This window comes from Priestia sp. YIM B13491 (assembly GCF_042787605.1).
GTDB classification, from domain to species: Bacteria; Bacillota; Bacilli; order Bacillales; family Bacillaceae_H; genus Priestia; species Priestia megaterium_E.
The window spans coordinates 67,410-85,807 of the sequence record NZ_JBHZOR010000007.1; the positions used below are offsets into that span (position 1 = coordinate 67,410).

An 18,398-nucleotide genomic window follows, 5' to 3' on the forward strand; every position below is an offset into this window, starting at 1 on the left:
AGAAACTAGTTTGATTTATATGCCACTAGTTTCTTTTTTTATCCCATTTTTTAAATAACAGAAAAACCTGTATTAAAACGAATGACGTTTTGATACAGGTTTGTTTATTTTAAGGAACCTGTATCAACAACACAGAAAAAGGTATTGAAAAATAAATGAAAGCGCTTAATACTATTTGTTGGCACGATACTTGCAATAAATAAGTGTAGAACGTAAAAGAGAGGAGCAAGTGTACATGATTTCAGTCATTATTAGTGGACATGGTGATTTCGCGCCAGCGTTAGAGGGGTCTTCCAAAATGATATTTGGTGAAGAGAATCACGTAGTAGCCGTACCTTTTCTAAAAGGAGAGGGTATCCAAACCCTTGAAGAAAAATATAAGCAGGCATTAGAGGAAATGCCCTTAGAAAATGAAGTGCTTTTTTTAGTAGATATTTTCGGAGGCACACCCTACAATGCGGCTACTCCATATATCCTTAAAAATAAAACAGCGGATATGGTATCCGGAGTTAACTTGCCTATGCTATTAGAAGTGTTAGCCATGAGGGAACACGTTACATTAAAAGAGATGCTAGGAAGATTAAAGCAAGTGAATGGAGAAAGTTTTCAAGTGTGCAGTGAACATTTGGAGAAAATCCAGCAAGCAAACCAAATCGGAGAGGATGGATTATTATGAAAATCGTTTTAGCAAGAATTGATGACCGCTTTATTCACGGGCAGGTATTAACAAGATGGATCAAAACAAATGCAGCAGATCGAATTATCATTGTTTCAGATGAGGTGGCAGCGGATGAAATGCGAAAAACGCTTATTCTTTCTGTGGCTCCTTCGAATGTAAAGGCGAGCGCTGTCTCGATTTCTAAAATGACAAAAGCATTTCACAGCCCTCGCTATCAGGATACAACAGCCATGCTGCTGTTTGAAAACCCCGCAGACATTGTCGCTCTTGTTCAAGCGGGCGTACCTATTGAGACAGTAAACGTAGGGGGCATGCGTTTTGCTAATGACCGAAAACAAATCACTAAATCTGTAAGCGTTACCGAAAAAGATATCGATGCTTTTGAGAAACTGCAGGAACTAGGCGTAAAGCTTGAGCTACGCCAATTACCTTCAGATTCTAGTGAAAATTTTATTCAACTACTGAGAAACGAAACAAAAATCAAATAAGGAGATGAGTTTATGTCTTCCATACAAATTATTTTATTATTAGTCATTGCAGCAGTAACTGGTATCGCAAGCGTGTTGGACGAAGGGCAATCCCATCGTCCTCTCATTGCCTGTACGTTAGTAGGCTTGGTACTTGGAGATTTAAAAACCGGCATTATTTTAGGTGGAACACTGGAATTAATGGCTCTTGGATGGATGAATGTTGGATTGGCGATGGCACCTGATACGGCTATTGCTTCTGTTATTTCAACTATTTTAGTTATCACAGCTGGTCAGGGGATTGGTGAAGGCATTGCGGTAGCCATAGCTTTAGCAGCTGCAGGGCAAGTACTCACCATTTTTGTTCGTACCATCACAGTATTTTTAATTCATCGGGCTGATAAGTACGCGGAAGAAGGAAACTTTAAAGGAATTGAAATTATGCATATTACTGCTATGGGTTTTCAGGCTCTCCGCGTTATGATTCCAACTTTAATTGTTACATTAATCAGCGTAAGCGCCGTGCAAACTTTCCTCGGAAATATTCCGGAAGTTATTACAAAAGGCCTGCAAATTGGGGGAGGCATTATCGTGGTCGTAGGATATGCCATGGTTATCAATATGATGAACATTCCTCATTTAAAGCCCTTTTTCTATATCGGGTTCTTATTGGCGGCATTTACAGGGTTTAACCTGGTAGGATTTGGAGCGCTGGGTCTTTGTTTAGCACTTCTTTATCAACAAGTAATGCAGCAGCGAAATCAAATGCAGCCGGCAGGCGTTCCCGCAGCTACAGGGAGCGAACAAGTATATGATGATGACGATGATGATTTAGATGCCTAAATGGCGAACTTAAGGGAGGGATAGAGATGGAAAATGAAAAAAGATTAACGAAAAAAGATATCTTTAGCATGTTCATTCGTTCGAATTTTTTACTCGGTTCATTTAACTTTGAGCGTGTTCAAGCAATGGGCTATTGCTATGTCATGATTCCAGCAATCAAACGCTTATATGGACCGGGAGCTCAGCGAAATGCAGCATTAAAGCGTCATTTAGAATGGTTCAATACACACCCATGGATTTCTGCACCTATATTCGGCGTCACGGCAGCAATGGAAGAAGAAATGGCAAACAAAAAAGATTTTGATGAAAAAGCTATCAGCGGAATGAAAATTGGATTAATGGGCCCGCTTGCTGGTGTAGGAGACCCTATTTTCTGGGGAACGCTTCGACCAGTTCTTGCAGCCCTAGGCGCATCGCTTGCGTTAGGCGGGAATATTGCCGGCCCACTGCTGTTTTTCATCTTAATTAATGCAATTCGATTAAGTACAAAATATTATGGATTAAAATATGGCTACTTAAAAGGAACAGAAATTTTAAAAGATTTAGTAGGCAATCGAATTCAAAAACTGACGGAAGGTGCATCCATTTTGGGACTCTTCGTAATGGGAGCGTTAGTTTCGAAATGGACCACTATTAATATACCAGTGGTTGTTTCTAGGATCAAAGATGATTCTGGTAAAGTTGTGGTAAAAACCGTGCAAGACGTACTTGATAGTATTCTACCGGGGCTGCTTCCTTTAGCTCTAACTCTATTAGTAGCATGGATGCTTCGAAAAGGCACAAATCCGCTGCTTATTATTTTCGGTATTTTCTTAATTGGTATAGGGGGTTATTGGATAGGCTTTTTAGGGTGATAAATAAGAGGAGTCATCTATTCTTCTAGCATCTGCTGGTGAAAATGTTTTACATAACCAGTATGCAAATAAAGGAGGAAAGGAAGATGAAAAGAATCGTTAAAAAGTTATTGATGATTGGAGTCGCTTGTTCCATAAGCTTGTTTTCTGCATACCCTGTATTAGCTGATAATACAGGGTATTATCAAGAAAAATACCGGAATCAATTTCATTTTTCTCCAGAAGCGAACTGGATGAACGATCCAAATGGAATGGTCTATTATAACGGAGAGTATCACCTTTTTTATCAGTATTATCCTTATGGTACCACTTGGGGACCTATGCACTGGGGGCATGCAGTTAGTACAGATTTAGTGAAATGGAAACACCTGCCGATTGCTCTTTCTCCAGACGAGAACGGAGAGATTTTTTCAGGAAGTGCCGTTATCGATTGGAATAATACCGCAGGGTTTGGAAAAGAAGCAATGGTAGCTATCTTTACACACTCGGGCAGAAAAGGACAAGTGCAAAGTCTAGCATACAGCAAGGACAGCGGAAGAACGTGGACCAAGTATGAAGGAAATCCTGTTATGCCCAATCCCCCAGTTCCTGACTGGCGCGACCCAAAAGTGTTTTGGCACGAGCAAACCAAGCAGTGGGTGATGTCTTTAGCTGCTAAAGATAAAATTATGTTTTATACATCACCTGACTTGAAAAGTTGGAAATACGCAAGTGAGTTTGGACCTGATGGAGGCATCCAAGCAAACGGTCAAAATGGTGCCTACTCATATACTTTATCCGAACAAAAAGGTCAATCCTTTACTCTGGAGGGAGAAATTACGCTTGTAGAAAAGAATGGACGCGCAGGCGCAGGCGGTCTTGTTTTTCGTTCTAATAAAGACGCAACAAACGCATATACCGTCAATTTAGATGCAGAAAAGAACCTCTTAACACTTAACAAAGTGGAGAAAGGAAACGTAACGACCGTTGTTTCAAAGCCGATGAGGCTTGATACATCACAAGCATATCATGTGAAAGTAGAAACAAACAGTCACTACTTAAAGGTACTGTTAAATGGAAAACAGGTTCTAGAAGGCAGTGATGCATCTTTTGAAAATGGTCAGTTTGGATTAACAGCATGGAATTCCACAGCTGTCTTTCGTCATGTTAAATTTACGAATCAATCTAATTTTATAACCAATCTATCTAACTGGAAACCTGTTACGGGAACGTGGAATGATACTGCTGATGGAAAAACCGGTAAATCTGACAGCGATGGATATATCATGAGTGAAGAACAGGGAGATCAGTTCATTTTTAAGTCAAATATGACATTTTTAGATGGAAATCCTGGTTCAGGTGCACTACTCTTTCGGGCAGACGCGGAAGCCAAAAACGGATATATAGCTAGCGTGGATGCTTCTAAAGATACAATCAAACTAGTAAAGCTTCAAAATGGCATTTCAACTGTCCTTGCCGAAATCAACGCAAAAATTGATGCGAGCAAATCACATCAAGTAAAAGTAACTGCCTCGGGAAATAAACTTGATTTGTATATAGACGATAACTTCACCCTTACTGCAAAAGATGAAACTTTTTCAAAAGGATTGTTTGGATTACATGTTCATCAATCCTCAGTCCGGTTTCAAGATGTTAACATGACCAAGTTTATTGATACAGATGAAAAGGAAATTAAAAATAAAAGTTTTGAAACAGGCGATCTCACCGGCTGGAAAACGATAAAAGGAAATGCATTCACAAACGATCATGTAACGGATGCCACCGCAAATTGGAGCGGTCTCTTTGAACAAAAAGGAAAGTATCATTTATGGGGATTTTCCGATAAGCAAGACGGCGATAATGCCACTGGAGAATTACATTCATCTTATTTTAAATTGAGCGGATCAGGTGAAATCAATTTGTTAATGGGAGGCGGAAACGACCCCACAAACCGCTATGTCTCCTTAGTCAGGGCCTCTGACGATAAAGAATTGATTCGTCAAGCGAATACAAAGTTTGCAGATGAAAAGTATCAGCGCTACGTATGGGATGCTTCTAAGTATATAGGAGAAGTATTGTACGTTAAAGCCGTTGATCAAGCTGTAGGCGGATGGGGGCACATTAATCTAGATGATATTAATGTATTTAATACAGAAAAAATGCCGGAGAAAATAGACAGTGTAGCAAAAGAACCGGAGGAAGTTAAACAAAGGGAAAGCGGAGAGCTTTCAGATTGGAATACTGTGTCAGGAGAATGGGTGGAATCAACTCATGGAAGCAACGGAGGGATTTGGGAGTGTCCTACTTTACTCGAACTGCCGGTTGATGGAGACAGTACAAAGAAAAAATGGGTGCTGCAAGTCAGCATCAATGATGGAGCGGCAGCTGGAGGTTCAGGTATGCAGTACTTTGTTGGAGATTTTGACGGGAAAACATTTAAAAATGAAAACCCGCCAGAGGAAGTGCTTTGGACAGATTATGGTGCCGACTTTTATGCTGCTGTAGATTGGAGCGGAGTTGAAGGAGATAACGGAGAAAAGTATTGGCTAGGCTGGATGAGCAACTGGCAATATGCCAACAATACCCCAACTACTACTTGGAGAAGTTCTATGTCAATTCCAAGAAAAATAGAACTCACCAACACAGCAAAAGGGCTTCGTTTAAAACAAATACCTGTTTCAATTGATTCAATTCGCAATAAGCAAGAAAAAAAGGTGTTAAAGAATCTGATGGTCGTTGAAAATAAAAATCTTCTTTCAGGCATACAGGAAAACAAATATGAAATTATGGCAGAATTTGATGTTTCTAATACAGATGCACAAGAATTTGGTTTTCAAATTCAAAAAGAAGGCAGTGAAAATACAAAAGTCAGCTATAACGTAAACAAGCAGCGATTATTTGTTGACCGAACAAACTCTGGAAGTTTTGATTTTGGTGAAGATGTGAAAGGCAAACACTCTGCTTCCATGCTTCCAAAAGACGGAAAGGTTAAGCTTCATATGTTTGTAGACCAGTCATCTGTAGAAGTATTTGGTAATGACGGCACAGAAGTAATAACAGATCAGCTCTTTCCGACGCTTTCAAGTAATAAAATAAGGCTTTATAGCAAAGGAGGAGCTGTGAAATTGAATTCCTTGAAGATGTATCCATTAAAATCTATTTGGAATAAAAGTCCTGTTGAAACAAACTTATCAGGGTGGAAAAGCATTAGCGGACTATGGGCCGATACGATTAACGGAAAACAAGGACGAAGCAAAGAAGATTCCTTTACCTTATCATCAGAAAATGCAAAGAATTTTATATATGGGGCAAAGATAAAGGTGTTAGACGATCCTGTTTCAAATTCTACAGGAGCAGGAGCGTTAGTATTCCGTTCGGATGAACAGGTAAATAACGCTTACGCTGCGAATGTAGATGTGCTTAATAATCAAGTAAAACTCATTGCGTTTAGAGACGGAATAGGAAAGGACCTCATTATTTACAATGATGGGGGAAAGCTGGATTTAAAGACAAATACGGATTATCGCTTGAAAGTAACGGCTGAAGGAGAACACATTCAAGTTTATCTCAATGATAAGCTTGTGATTGATGCAGTGGACCATACCTTTTCAGAAGGCTATGCGGGGTTGAACGTGTGGAATTCTACTAGTTTGTTTAATGATGTGAAGTTTGAAACAGTGGATTAAGGAATTGTGAAAGCTTCTGCTTGTTTGAGGGAGCTTTTATATACCATAAAAAAGCATGCTGCGGTAAAGTAGCATGCTTTTTTGAATTCCATAGGTTAGTGAAGAGGATTTTGACATATGATAAATATCTTACTAGTCTAATTAATTGTACATTTTAGTTCTTAAAAGGTCTTTTGAAAAATCCTCATAAAAATATGATAAAATCGGATAGGATATATATTTCGAGGAAGGAAAGTGTTTTTTATGATTATTGGTAACGAACAAGATTTAGAAAGTTTACGCAAAATTGGACGCATCGTTGCACTTGCGCGCGAAGAGATGAAAAACCAAGCAAAAGCAGGCATGACAACAAAAGAGCTTGATATGATCGGTAAAAAAATATTGGATGAACACGGTGCTATTTCTGCACCTGAAAAAGAATATAATTTCCCAGGTGTAACGTGCATTAGTGTAAACGAAGAAGTGGCTCACGGTATTCCGGGAGATCGAGTATTAAAAGATGGCGATTTAGTCAATGTGGATGTATCTGCCGTACTTGACGGCTATTATTCAGATACGGGTATTTCATTTGTTATTGGGCAAGACGAAGAAAAAGAAAAGCTGTGCCAGGCTGCAGTAGATGCATTTTGGGCAGCCATGAAAAAAGTAAAAGCTGGTTCAAAACAAAACCAAATTGGTCGTGCTGTCTCTAACTTTGCACATCAAAACGGATATGCTGTTATTGAAAACTTAACGGGTCACGGTGTGGGCCGCAGCTTGCATGACGCTCCTAACCATATTTTAAACTATTATGATCCAATGGATAAAGCCCTTTTGAAAAAAGGCCTTGTTATTGCTGTCGAGCCATTTATCTCTATGAAAGCTGATCATATCATTGAACGCGGAGACGACGGCTGGACGTTTGTTACACCTGATAATAGTCTTGTAGCACAGTGTGAACATACGATTGTGGTAACAAACGGCGAACCGATTATTTTAACTGAACTATAATCAAGTTTCGCACGTCTTCTTATTTTTATAGATTCCATTAATTAATAAAAAGCTACTTCACTTAGCAATGTTTTTTTATTGTGTTATAGTGAGGTGGCTTTTTTGATTTATTATGCAATGAATGATGATCATATTGATTTGCTTTGTTCAGATAACGTTTGAAAGATAGTGTAATTGAATATGCTCAAGGGAATGCTAAACATAAATCAAAATGAAAAGGGGTATAAAATGTGGAATATGTAAAAAGAGAAACGGCTATAAGTGAACTGACGCATCATATGGATGACATTTTAAACAAATATAACCTTCAAGGCGTCTCCGTATATGAAGAAGAAGGAGAAGGTAATCACTATTATCTTGGCTACACAGTAAAAAAGAATGATCATGTGTTTATGCTTAACAGACCTTATCTAAAAGATAAAGACGGGAAACTAGCAGTAGAAAAGCAAGAATGGACCGTTCAAGGTAACGAAGGAGAAACAAATGGATATACTTCACTTGAAGATGCATTTCAAAAAATTGATGAAATCGTACATTAAATAAATTTGATGAATTTCACTGCGGATGCTTTTCTTTGAACGCTTGAGTACGAGCAGTAGAAGCGCTAATAGGTGAGGGGTGTCTTTCATCTATACTATCTAAATTTTCTTTGCTTTGAAGTCTAGAAAAATTATATAATAAAAAGTTGTTTTTTAAGGTTTTACTATATAAATACGGGGTACACATATAGTACAGCAGCTATCATGCAAATGGTTGTTGTGAAAGGTTAAATACTTAGCGTATGAAGGGACTGATTAGTTTTGAAAGGCTTAACAGCGACTTCAGCAAATGTATTACCGCAAATTGAAAGCAGATATTCGTATCTGACACAAGGCACTTTGGTTATGAACCGATATACGTAACGAAAGGGCCTGACTAGGCAAACAAAGGAAAGACTGAATCAACTAGAAGAAGCCTGCATCTAAAAATGTAGGCTTCTTCTTTTTTACAGAGGAAACTAAGATGATGAATGAGTACATAACGGGTATAAATTAAGAAGGTTCATATTCAATCAATTTTCCGTGCACGTTTTTCTTGAAAAAAGGTCATAAGTTGAAGATACTGTATATAACTATGTAAAAGAATTTTTGAAGACAAAATAGTAAATCTGCTTGAGGTGAAAATGATGAGAAAAGCAAATAAAAGTGAATTTCTGTGGAATACGTTAGACGGCTGGCTTTTTATCCCTAGGAACATTCCTTTACTATTTCTTTTTGTATTTCTCTTAGGGGTTTCTTACCTAGGTTGGGTTAAGCTGTTTCATAAATTCGTTTAGATACACCAATGAGCTGAAACAAAAAACGGTTTCAGCTTGTTGGCGTGCTGATTTATTTATTTTATGTATAGCTGTACCGTAATTTACCTAAATTATTCATTCCATCCTTTGCATACATCAACCCACTTTAAGCATTTCGAAAATTCTTCTAGTTCAGGTATTGTTAATTCGATTGCACTATTTCCACTTCCACAGGCAGGGAAAACGGTGACAAAACGTTTCAGAGATTCATCTAGATACACGTGAACACCTTCATTAACGGCAAAAGGGCATACGCCGCCTACAGCATGACCAATCAGCGTTTCTACTTCACTTGCTCCAAGCATTTTTGCTTTGGTTCCGAACTCTTCTTTGTATTTTCGGTTATCAATTTTCGCATCTCCTGCTGCCACAATCAATAGAACAGTTCCTTCGGCGTTAAAAGAAAGACTTTTTGCGATCCGTTTCGGCTCGCATTTTAAAGCTTGCGCTGCTAGTTCTACAGTAGCACTGGACTCATCCATTTCGATAATTCGATTCTCCATACCATATTGTTTAAAATATGCTTTTACTTTTCCAATCGACATTTTTTATATCCATTCCTTTCTTGCAAATATGTATGATTGCCTTACAGAAAACGTGCAGTTGTTCTTTACAGTGAAAAAATCTTATTATTTTAATATACAGAAATTATACACAACTTTGAAGTTAAAAGCACATATTCGTTTTAATTAAAAAAGTTACGTAGGTAAAGTATTTTTAACTGATTAAAGCAGGATTACGGAACCATTTGACGAATGTAACTATGTCGGCTGCGAAAACATAGGCATTAGAACGAAAGATAAATGATGAAATTGAAAAGGCGCAAACGTTCTAGTGAAATGAGGAGAAGTAATGCCAAATTTACACACTGTCGTCAGTTTTTTTAGCAGTACATGTATGGCAACGATGAGTATGATTTATTTATTCTCCCTTGTGCCGCGTGCATGGTCTTTTAAATTTCGATTTGGAGCCATGATTATAGGAATCCCAGTCGGCATTATAATGGGACAGGTTGCTATGCTGATCGGCTGGCACCATCATTAAAACTTTGAATTTTTTAACAAAAAAGGAGACGTGTAAAATGAATACTGTTACATTAAACAATGGTTTAAAAATGCCTCAGCTTGGATTTGGCGTATGGCAAGTAGAAGATAACCAGGCAGCAGCTGCAGTGTCAAAAGCAATTGAAGTTGGGTACACCTCTATTGACACAGCCATGATTTATAAAAATGAAGAAGGAGTAGGCCAGGCGATTAAAGAATCTTCTGTTCCTCGAGAACAGCTGTTTATTACAACAAAAGTTTGGAACAGCGACCAAGGCTATGAAAATGCATTACGTGCATTTGATGAAAGCTTAGAACGATTAGGACTTGATTATGTCGATTTATATTTAATTCACTGGCCTACGCCTCAATATGATGAGTATGTGGAGACGTATAAAGCATTAGAAAAGCTTTATCACGATGGAAAAGTAAAAGCAATTGGCGTCTGCAACTTTGAAATTGAGCATTTAGAGCGCTTGTTAAACGAATGTGATGTAACACCGGTTTTAAACCAAATTGAGTGCCATCCGTATCTAGCTCAAAATGAATTAAAAGAGTTTTGCGCCAAACATAATATTTTTGTGGAAGCATGGAGCCCTCTTGATCAAGGAGGAGAAGTGTTACAAGACGAGGTCATTCAAAAAATTGCTGAAGTACATAGCAAAACTCCGGCTCAAGTTGTATTGCGCTGGCACTTACAAAACAACACAATTGTCATCCCTAAATCAGTTACACCGTCTAGAATAGAAGAAAACTTTAACGTGTTTGATTTTGAACTCACTGCCGATGATATGGCAGAGATTAATGGGTTAAACAGCAATCGCCGCAAAGGTCCGCACCCAAGTGACATGAACGTCCGATAACGTTTGAAAAATAAAATTGTGCAGCCGTGAATCATCGCTGCTATAAGAAATAATAAGTTTATTTCAGATTATTTAAAATTTTCTTAAATAACAATTGACAAATGATTAATTCAGCGTAATACTTAGTGTAGGTACCCTAGTTGCTTTAAGTTGTACAGCTTAAAGTGTATAGTGATTTAGTCATTTAGCGATTGTTTGTATGTATAAGTTGAAATGCCAATTATTAATAAAAGCCCATAGTGTAAGTAGGTTAGTTTATAGGGGGCTATATCAAAAGGAGCTTGTTTCCTCTTTGATATAGCCCCTTTTTGTGTTCAAAAAAAGGTAGTCTACAGTTTAACAAGGGAGCGGGTATGATGTTTATTCAAATCGACGGAAATTCACTGACGTTCGACCAAATCTACAAAGTTATTTACCAAGGATACTCCGTAAAAATTAGCGATCACGCAGTTGAACATATCCAAAAAAGCAGAACGTTAGTTGAAGAGAGTATTACGAACAACAACGTAATTTACGGAGTAAATACTGGATTCGGAAAGTTTAGCGATACGGTTATTTCAAAAATGGACTTAGCTGATCTGCAGATTAACTTGATTCGGAGTCATGCCTGCGGACTAGGAGAACCATTTTCTTTAGAGGTAAGCAGAGTGATGCTGCTTTTACGAGCAAATGCATTGGCTAAAGGGTATTCAGGCATACGACTGGAAACCTTGCAGCTGCTTATCGATTGCTTAAACCAAAATGTAGTGCCAGTTATCCCAAGTCAAGGTTCACTTGGAGCTAGCGGTGACTTAGCTCCATTATCACATCTAGCGCTGCTGTTAGTTGGAGAAGGAGAAGCTGTATATAATGGTCAGCGAATGCAAGGAGAAGAAGCTTTAAAGCTAGCGGGGCTTGAGCCTATCCAATTACAAGCAAAAGAAGGGCTAGCTTTAATCAACGGCACTCAGGCAATGACAGCTGTAGGAGTAGTTTCGTACCTTGAAGCTCAAAAGCTAGCAGATCTTGCTGACGGGATTGCAGCACTGACGTTAGAAGGCCTGCAAGGCATTTTAGATGCATTCATGCCCGAGTCTCATGGAGTAAGACCTTATCCGGAACAACAGCAGGTAGCTGCCCGAATTCTTTCATATTTAGAAGGCAGTCAATTAACTACTTCTCAAGGTCAAATAAGAGTGCAAGATGCTTATTCACTGCGCTGCATTCCTCAAGTTCATGGTGCTATTTATCAAGTTTTAAATTATGTAAAAGAAAAGCTGTTAATTGAAATTAATTCAGCAACCGATAACCCGCTCATCTTTGCCGACAGCGGCAAAGTAATTTCTGGAGGGAACTTTCACGGGCAGCCCATTGCGTTTGCTATGGATTTTCTAGGAATTGCAATGGCGGAGCTTGGGAATATTTCTGAACGGCGCATTGAACGAATAGTAAACCCTCAGCTTAGCGGGCTGCCGGCATTTTTAAGTGCAGATCCTGGTTTAGAATCCGGGCTCATGATTACTCAATACGCTGCTGCTTCATTAGTTTCCGAAAATAAAGTATTAGCGCATCCATCAAGTGTCGATTCTATCCCATCTTCAGCGAATCAAGAAGATCATGTCAGCATGGGAACGACTGCTGCACGTCATGCTTATCAAATTATCCAAAATACACGAAGGGTTCTATCGATTGAAGCAATTTGTGCGGCTCAAGCAGCCGATATTCAAGGGGTGGATAAACTGGCTTCGGAAACAAGAAAAATTTATTCCAGAATTAGAAAAACCGTACCAACCATTACTAAAGATCGAATTTTCTCACGTGATATTGAAGTGTTAGCAGCTGATTTCAAAACCTTTGTGCAAGATACTAATTATGAACTAGCGCTGTAATAAAAATGTTCGTTTAACAGTTTTTCATTTTTATAGAGGAGGAAAACAAAATGGAGACAAAACAAAGTGGAATGAAAGCACCTCGTGGGACGGAACTAACGACAAAAGGCTGGGTACAAGAAGCTGCTCTTCGCATGCTTCTAAACAATTTAGATTCTGAAGTAGCGGAGCATCCGGAAAAGTTAGTCGTATACGGAGGAATCGGAAAAGCAGCCCGTAACTGGGAGGCGTTCGATCGTATTGTCGCAGCGTTAAAAGAGTTAGAAGAAGATGAAACGCTTCTCATACAGTCCGGTAAGCCTGTTGCGGTTTTTAAAACCCACAGTGATGCACCGCGTGTTTTATTAGCGAATTCGAATCTTGTTCCTGCTTTTGCAAATTGGGAGACGTTCCATGAGCTTGATAAAAAAGGGTTAATGATGTACGGACAAATGACTGCAGGAAGCTGGATTTATATCGGAAGCCAAGGCATTGTTCAAGGAACGTATGAAACATTTGCTGAGTGTGCCAACCAGCATTTTAACGGAACTTTGAAAGGAACGATTACGGTAACAGCCGGATTAGGAGGAATGGGTGGTGCACAGCCGCTAGCCGTTACGATGGCAGGCGGCGTTGTAATTGGAATTGATGTTGATCGCACGCGTATTGAAAAACGTATCGAAACAAAATATTGCGATACGGTAGTCGAAAGTGTAGCTGATGCAATCACGTTAGCTGAAGATGCAAAAAGATTGGGCAAAGCGCTTTCCATTGGGTTAGTTGGAAATGCAGCCGAGATTCTTCCTGAAATGATAGAGCGAGGATTTATCCCAGATATTGTGACGGATCAAACATCGGCACATGATCCACTTAACGGATATTTGCCGATTGGAGTCAGCTTAGCAGAAGGAGAAAGATTGCGGAATACAAATCCAAATGAATATATAAAACAATCAAAAGCCAGTATGGCTATCCACGTTCAAGCCATGTTAGAGATGCAAAGAAAAGGCACGGTTGCTTTTGACTATGGCAATAATATTCGCCAAGTGGCGCTTGATGAAGGCATCAAGAATGCATTTGATTTCCCAGGATTTGTCCCAGCGTATATCCGTCCGCAGTTCTGTGAAGGAAAAGGACCATTTCGATGGGTCGCTTTGTCAGGAAACCCAGAGGATATTTATAAAACAGATGAAGTCATTTTACGTGAGTTTTCGGATAATACGCATCTTTGCAACTGGATTAAAATGGCGAGAGAAAAAATTGAGTTTCAAGGATTGCCGGCTCGCATTTGCTGGCTAGGATACGGAGAAAGAGCGCGCTTTGGAAAAATTATTAATGATATGGTAGCAAACGGAGAACTGTCAGCACCTATCGTTATTGGCAGAGATCATCTAGATGCCGGTTCTGTGGCGTCGCCAAATCGTGAAACTGAAGCAATGAAAGACGGCAGTGATGCAGTAGCAGACTGGCCGATTTTAAATGCATTAGTTAATACGGCAGCAGGCGCAAGCTGGGTATCTGTTCACCACGGAGGAGGAGTAGGCATGGGGTATTCTCTTCACGCTGGAATGGTTGTAGTAGCAGACGGGACGGAAGAAGCCGCCAAACGTCTAGAACGTGTTTTAACAACAGACCCAGGCATGGGTGTAGTTCGTCATGTAGATGCCGGCTATGATAAGGCCATTCAAACTGCAAAAGAAAAAGGAATACAAATTCCGGGGTTAAATGAATAAAAAAGGAGGGATACGTATGGCTATTACGTATATCAAATGCGCTGCACAAGTCATTACGGTTAAGGGAGGAAGTCAGCCTAGACGATCGGAGGAAATGTCAGATCTGGGAATCATTGAAAATGGCAGCGTACTCGTGAAAAATGGAAGAATTGTATTTGTTGGGCCTGACGTCAAAGCGCAGGAATACCTTGAGCATATTCATGAACCTATTAATATAATTGATGCCGAAGGAAAAATCGTAACGCCTGGGTTAATTGATCCACACACTCACCTTGTGTTTGGCGGCAGTCGTGAAAAAGAATTAGAAATGCGCTTAAACGGGGCAAAGTATATTGATATTTTAAAAGCGGGAGGAGGAATTTTACAAACAACCGTTAGTACACGACAAGCAACAGAAGAGGAGCTAATCAAGCAATCTACAAAACGTTTAAATAAATTTCTGCAGTACGGAGTTACAACTGTCGAAGCCAAAAGCGGGTACGGTTTAAATCTTAAAGATGAAATCAAACAATTAAAAGTAGCGAAGAAACTGAATGAACAGCATCCGGTAGATGTTGTTTCAACCTTTATGGGAGCTCATGCGGTGCCAGTTGAGTACAAAGGAAATGAAGATGAGTTTGTTCGTTTCGTTATCGAAGAAATGATACCAATCGTTGCAAAAGAAGAGCTAGCGGAGTTTTGTGATGTATTTTGTGAAGAAGGCGTGTTTACAGTTGAACAGTCAGATCGTATTTTACAAGCTGGAAAAGCATACGGACTAAAACCTAAAATTCACGCCGATGAAATTGTGTCTTTTGGAGGGACAGAATTAGCGGCTAAAGTGGGAGCTGTGTCAGCGGATCATTTGTTAAAGGCATCGGATCAAGGAATTAAGCAAATGGCTGAAAGCGGAGTTATAGCCGTCCTATTGCCGGGTACTGCATTCTTTTTAATGGAAGAGCCGGCGCGTGCTAGAAAAATGATCGAAGCAGGAGTGCCTGTTGCTTTGTCTACAGATCGAAACCCAGGATCTTCTCCTACGGAATCGCTGCCGTTTATTATGAATTTAGCTTGTTTAACGATGAAGATGACGCCAGCAGAAGTTTTAACCGCCTGTACGATTAACGCGGCTCATGCCATTTGCAAAGGGGATCAAATCGGAAGTATTGAAGTAGGTAAAAAAGCCGATTTAGTGCTATTTGACGCTCCCAATTACCAAACGCTGCAGTATAACTATGCCGTAAATCTTGTAGACACGGTATTAAAAGATGGAAAAGTTGTGGTTGAAGGCGGTGTTTTACATGAACTATCCGTACCCACAGCTTGATCGACCGCCTTTTTGCTGGCAGCGTCAAAGTACTTCTGACCCCAAAGTAAGTGATTGGATTCAGACAGTTGAAGATGGGAGCAACGTCGACTTTACATCGATAGATATTACGGTCTTAGGCGTACCTCTTTCAAGATCTTCCATTAGCGCTTCTGGAGCCAGTGAGACGCCAATGGCCATGAGGAAGCTCTGGAAATCCTTTAACCCGTATCATATTGAGTATGATACGGATTTGACTTCCTTGTCAGTGCTGGATTTAGGAGACGTCAAGCAGCACGTCACGGATATAGGGAAGTCTCATCAGTATATAAAAGAAGCGATGATGTCTATGCGGAAATGCCATCCGCATGCGCTTCCTATTATGCTTGGAGGAGATCATTCTATTACAGCTATGTTAGTAAAAGGGTGGAAAGAGTCATATCCCGAACAGAAAATAGGAATTTTACAGTTTGATACGCACTTTGATTTACGCAGCTTAGAAGATAACGGTCCTTCTAACGGAACCCCTATACGTAATTTGATCGAAAGCAACACGATTGATGCAGCTCATGTATGGAATATCGGACTTCACGGGTTTTATAATTCAAAATCGTTAAAGGAATATGCAGATAGCAAAGGCGTTCATTATGTAACGTTACTGCAAGCAAGAAAAGCAGGAATAACTCATACGGTGAAAGAAGCATTAAAACAGCTGAGCAAAGAGGTAGACATGATCTATTTAACAGTTGATATGGACGTGTTAGATATCGCTTACGCACCGGGAGTTCCAGCAGGAACGACAGGCGGAATGAGGACAGATGAGTTGTTTGAAGCAGTATACACCGCGGGGAGTCATCCCCTTGTTCAAGCAATGGACATTGTATGTCTAGATCCGCTGCGTGATGTAGGAGAAATTACCGTGAAAGCAGGCGTACACGTGTTTTTGAATTTTTTAACGGGCGTTGCAAACAGAAAGTAAGGAAGTGTGCTTCCTTACTTTTTTTATGGCTCTTTTTATAAGATTCATAAACGATTGTTGAGATTGGGATAAAATAACTTTAGAAGTATGTATGGATTTTAGTAAATATATTTTTACTAAAATAAACGATTTTTATTGTTTTTATTCAAATTTAGTAATAATATATTTACTAAAGAAGGTGGATATCTCATGAAGGAAAAGCTGGCTAAGGAATATATCGCTTTAATACCGGTTTTATTTGAAAATTTCAAGAACTTAAATAAAAATGAAGTGAAATTAACACATTTACAAAATCACGTAGTTGAATTTATGTATATGAAAAAAAGAGATTTGAATATTAAGGAAATTAGTAATGGATTAAATATTGCCAAACAACAGTTAACGAATGTTATCAGTGAATTAGAAAATGAAGGATATTTAATTAAAATGCCTGATCCGCGAGATAAGCGTGCGGTTTTAGTCTCATTAACGTCTAAAGGAAAAAGTATTCAAGAGGAAAAATGGAGAGGGATTTATAGTAACTTTCATGCAAATCTTGCGAAGTTAAATGAAGAAGAGCAATTAGACCTGCACTTCGCTCTTCATAAATTAAATGTTTTATTAAAAAAGATGGAGGGATAAATCATGAATCAAAGAGAGCGAATTTCACTTATTAGTGTAGGCGTTATAGGCGGGACAGTAATGGGAGTAATTTATAAAGATATATCAAACTGTTTAATTACAGGTGTTATTGTTGCTTCAATCATTACGGTAATGCTCAATCAAAAAGCGAAAAAAACAGCTAGATAGTATGAATAAAAGTAAGTCAGCACCAGCAAGTTGCGAACTCGACGTTCTGGTGCTGATCTTATAAAACCTATCTTCTAGATGAACATTACGAAGCCGAATATGTGTTAAGAGCCTCAATCATTAAATCCCAAAAACCATCTACATCAAGGGTTAAACCAAACTTCGCATTTGCTTTCCTTCCTGTAACTCCAAGCAAATCAACTGAAGTCGTTCCAGCCGTGTATTCTCCGCGTGTTTCTACTACAATATTAACTTCTTTGAGCGTAAATAGTTCTGGAGCTATGCAATAAGCAACGGTTAATACATCGTGAACAGGCGGACCATCAAAGCCAAACGTTTCTTTATAGGCAGATTTAAAAAACGCTAATAATTCACCCACCTTTTTTGCTACGTTATTATCAATGTTCATCACTTGGTTAATAACGTTATCTGTTGCAACGGCTTGATGCGTAATATCTAACCCCATTACTACTAGTGGAATACCGCTATCAAACACTTTTTTAGCCGCTTCTGGATCTGCCCAAATGTTAAACTCAGCCGTTGGCGTCCAGTTCCCGAAGGTTCCACCGCCCATAAGGATAATCTCTTCAATGTTTTCTTTCATTTCTGGAGCTTTTATTAAAGCTAAAGCAATGTTCGTTAAAGGACCGGTAGGCAAAAGCGTAACGGGATCTTCTGACTCTTTGACCATTCGTATAATAGTATCTACTCCGTGTTCTTCGCTCCAGCTGCGAGAGAGAGCCGGGAACTCAGGGCCGTCTAATCCTGAATCCCCGTGTATACTAGGCGCGTTTTCACGTCTGCGCATCATTGGTTCGCTTGCTCCTTTTGAAACCATCACGTTATGTAACGATACTAAATCACACACTTTCAAAGCATTCATCGTCGTTTTTTCAATTTCTGCGTTTCCTGAAACAGTTGTAATCGCTAAAATATCTAATTCCGGTCGTGCGGCAGCCAAAATGATAGCAATAGCATCATCATGACCTGGATCACAGTCCATAATAATCTTTCTTTTTTTCATT

16 protein-coding genes and 1 pseudogene are annotated in these 18,398 nt (G+C 39.2%); 15 read left to right on the plus strand and 2 right to left on the minus strand.

Annotation, left to right across the window (positions count from 1 at the left end):
- Nucleotides 1–235: 235 nt before the first annotated feature.
- The 7 genes and pseudogenes from ACFX4E_RS22195 (at nucleotide 236) to ACFX4E_RS22225 (ending at nucleotide 8,037) form a co-directional block, all read left to right on the plus strand.
- The gene (locus tag ACFX4E_RS22195; RefSeq protein ID WP_377238457.1) at nucleotides 236–676 is read left to right on the plus strand and encodes a mannose/fructose/sorbose PTS transporter subunit IIA; all 441 of its coding nucleotides are present in this window, start codon (nucleotides 236–238) and stop codon (nucleotides 674–676) included.
- Entirely contained in the window at nucleotides 673–1,167 is a 495-nt protein-coding gene (locus ACFX4E_RS22200; RefSeq protein WP_013056296.1) for a PTS sugar transporter subunit IIB, read from the plus strand. The genes ACFX4E_RS22195 and ACFX4E_RS22200 overlap by 4 nt, the downstream gene beginning before the upstream one ends.
- 12 nt (nucleotides 1,168–1,179) lie before the next feature.
- The gene (locus ACFX4E_RS22205) at nucleotides 1,180–1,989 is read left to right on the plus strand and encodes a PTS mannose/fructose/sorbose transporter subunit IIC (protein WP_028408130.1); all 810 of its coding nucleotides are present in this window, start codon (nucleotides 1,180–1,182) and stop codon (nucleotides 1,987–1,989) included.
- A gap of 26 nt (nucleotides 1,990–2,015) precedes the next feature.
- Nucleotides 2,016–2,843, plus strand: coding sequence for a mannose/fructose/sorbose PTS transporter subunit IID (locus ACFX4E_RS22210; protein WP_013056298.1), 828 nt, complete (start codon nucleotides 2,016–2,018; stop codon nucleotides 2,841–2,843).
- Between the two features lie 86 nt (nucleotides 2,844–2,929).
- On the plus strand, nucleotides 2,930–6,508 hold the full coding sequence (locus ACFX4E_RS22215) for a glycoside hydrolase family 32 protein (protein ID WP_377259178.1): 3,579 nt from the start codon (nucleotides 2,930–2,932) through the stop codon (nucleotides 6,506–6,508).
- A gap of 194 nt (nucleotides 6,509–6,702) precedes the next feature.
- Nucleotides 6,703–7,498: pseudogene (map, locus tag ACFX4E_RS22220) on the plus strand (type I methionyl aminopeptidase).
- A gap of 230 nt (nucleotides 7,499–7,728) precedes the next feature.
- Nucleotides 7,729–8,037, plus strand: coding sequence for a DUF5634 family protein (locus ACFX4E_RS22225; RefSeq protein ID WP_098248919.1), 309 nt, complete (start codon nucleotides 7,729–7,731; stop codon nucleotides 8,035–8,037).
- A gap of 868 nt (nucleotides 8,038–8,905) precedes the next feature.
- Here the strand turns inward: ACFX4E_RS22225 and ACFX4E_RS22230 are convergent.
- The gene (locus ACFX4E_RS22230) at nucleotides 8,906–9,379 is read right to left on the minus strand and encodes a YbaK/EbsC family protein (protein WP_028408141.1); all 474 of its coding nucleotides are present in this window, start codon (nucleotides 9,377–9,379) and stop codon (nucleotides 8,906–8,908) included.
- A gap of 307 nt (nucleotides 9,380–9,686) precedes the next feature.
- Here ACFX4E_RS22230 and ACFX4E_RS22235 point away from each other — a divergent pair, with 307 nt between their 5' ends.
- The 8 genes from ACFX4E_RS22235 (at nucleotide 9,687) to ACFX4E_RS22270 (ending at nucleotide 17,373) form a co-directional block, all read left to right on the plus strand.
- The gene (locus ACFX4E_RS22235) at nucleotides 9,687–9,878 is read left to right on the plus strand and encodes a hypothetical protein (protein WP_034275619.1); all 192 of its coding nucleotides are present in this window, start codon (nucleotides 9,687–9,689) and stop codon (nucleotides 9,876–9,878) included.
- A 37-nt stretch (nucleotides 9,879–9,915) separates the two neighbouring features.
- On the plus strand, nucleotides 9,916–10,740 hold the full coding sequence (locus ACFX4E_RS22240) for an aldo/keto reductase (protein ID WP_060747550.1): 825 nt from the start codon (nucleotides 9,916–9,918) through the stop codon (nucleotides 10,738–10,740).
- A 356-nt stretch (nucleotides 10,741–11,096) separates the two neighbouring features.
- A complete protein-coding gene (gene hutH / locus ACFX4E_RS22245; protein WP_098248917.1) occupies nucleotides 11,097–12,608 on the plus strand; it encodes a histidine ammonia-lyase in 1,512 nt (503 codons plus the stop codon).
- A 50-nt stretch (nucleotides 12,609–12,658) separates the two neighbouring features.
- Nucleotides 12,659–14,320 carry a urocanate hydratase gene (gene hutU / locus ACFX4E_RS22250; protein ID WP_043979099.1) on the plus strand — a complete coding sequence of 554 codons (1,662 nt, stop codon included), beginning with the start codon at nucleotides 12,659–12,661 and terminating at the stop codon, nucleotides 14,318–14,320.
- Nucleotides 14,321–14,336: 16 nt separating this feature from the next.
- A complete protein-coding gene (hutI, locus tag ACFX4E_RS22255) occupies nucleotides 14,337–15,626 on the plus strand; it encodes an imidazolonepropionase (RefSeq protein WP_377238458.1) in 1,290 nt (429 codons plus the stop codon).
- Nucleotides 15,601–16,584, plus strand: a complete 984-nt coding sequence (locus ACFX4E_RS22260; RefSeq protein ID WP_043979095.1) for an agmatinase family protein — start codon at nucleotides 15,601–15,603, stop codon at nucleotides 16,582–16,584. The genes hutI and ACFX4E_RS22260 overlap by 26 nt, the downstream gene beginning before the upstream one ends.
- A 189-nt stretch (nucleotides 16,585–16,773) precedes the next feature.
- Nucleotides 16,774–17,205, plus strand: coding sequence for a MarR family winged helix-turn-helix transcriptional regulator (locus tag ACFX4E_RS22265; protein WP_377238459.1), 432 nt, complete (start codon nucleotides 16,774–16,776; stop codon nucleotides 17,203–17,205).
- Nucleotides 17,206–17,208: 3 nt separating this feature from the next.
- Nucleotides 17,209–17,373 (plus strand): hypothetical protein, encoded by a 165-nt coding sequence (locus tag ACFX4E_RS22270; protein ID WP_164797590.1) that lies wholly within the window; start codon nucleotides 17,209–17,211, stop codon nucleotides 17,371–17,373.
- Between the two features lie 85 nt (nucleotides 17,374–17,458).
- Here ACFX4E_RS22270 and ACFX4E_RS22275 read toward each other — a convergent pair whose 3' ends face one another.
- Entirely contained in the window at nucleotides 17,459–18,397 is a 939-nt protein-coding gene (locus tag ACFX4E_RS22275) for a nucleoside hydrolase (RefSeq protein ID WP_377238460.1), read from the minus strand.
- Nucleotide 18,398 lies beyond the last annotated feature (1 nt).

Excerpts from the sequence above, each read along its gene's own strand:
- ACFX4E_RS22195 (WP_377238457.1), top strand. The coding sequence starts at position 236 with ATGATTTCAGTCATTATTAGTGGACATGGTGATTTCGCGCCAGCGTTA.
- ACFX4E_RS22230 (WP_028408141.1), bottom strand. The coding sequence starts at position 9,379 with ATGTCGATTGGAAAAGTAAAAGCATATTTTAAACAATATGGTATGGAG.
- ACFX4E_RS22275 (WP_377238460.1), bottom strand. The coding sequence starts at position 18,397 with ATGAAAAAAAGAAAGATTATTATGGACTGTGATCCAGGTCATGATGAT.
- ACFX4E_RS22260 (WP_043979095.1), top strand. The coding sequence starts at position 15,601 with ATGAACTATCCGTACCCACAGCTTGATCGACCGCCTTTTTGCTGGCAG.
- ACFX4E_RS22210 (WP_013056298.1), top strand. The coding sequence starts at position 2,016 with ATGGAAAATGAAAAAAGATTAACGAAAAAAGATATCTTTAGCATGTTC.
- ACFX4E_RS22215 (WP_377259178.1), top strand. The coding sequence starts at position 2,930 with ATGAAAAGAATCGTTAAAAAGTTATTGATGATTGGAGTCGCTTGTTCC.
- ACFX4E_RS22235 (WP_034275619.1), top strand. The coding sequence starts at position 9,687 with ATGCCAAATTTACACACTGTCGTCAGTTTTTTTAGCAGTACATGTATG.
- hutU (WP_043979099.1), top strand. The coding sequence starts at position 12,659 with ATGGAGACAAAACAAAGTGGAATGAAAGCACCTCGTGGGACGGAACTA.
- hutH (WP_098248917.1), top strand. The coding sequence starts at position 11,097 with ATGTTTATTCAAATCGACGGAAATTCACTGACGTTCGACCAAATCTAC.
- ACFX4E_RS22270 (WP_164797590.1), top strand. The coding sequence starts at position 17,209 with ATGAATCAAAGAGAGCGAATTTCACTTATTAGTGTAGGCGTTATAGGC.
- ACFX4E_RS22200 (WP_013056296.1), top strand. The coding sequence starts at position 673 with ATGAAAATCGTTTTAGCAAGAATTGATGACCGCTTTATTCACGGGCAG.
- hutI (WP_377238458.1), top strand. The coding sequence starts at position 14,337 with ATGGCTATTACGTATATCAAATGCGCTGCACAAGTCATTACGGTTAAG.
- ACFX4E_RS22205 (WP_028408130.1), top strand. The coding sequence starts at position 1,180 with ATGTCTTCCATACAAATTATTTTATTATTAGTCATTGCAGCAGTAACT.
- ACFX4E_RS22265 (WP_377238459.1), top strand. The coding sequence starts at position 16,774 with ATGAAGGAAAAGCTGGCTAAGGAATATATCGCTTTAATACCGGTTTTA.
- ACFX4E_RS22240 (WP_060747550.1), top strand. The coding sequence starts at position 9,916 with ATGAATACTGTTACATTAAACAATGGTTTAAAAATGCCTCAGCTTGGA.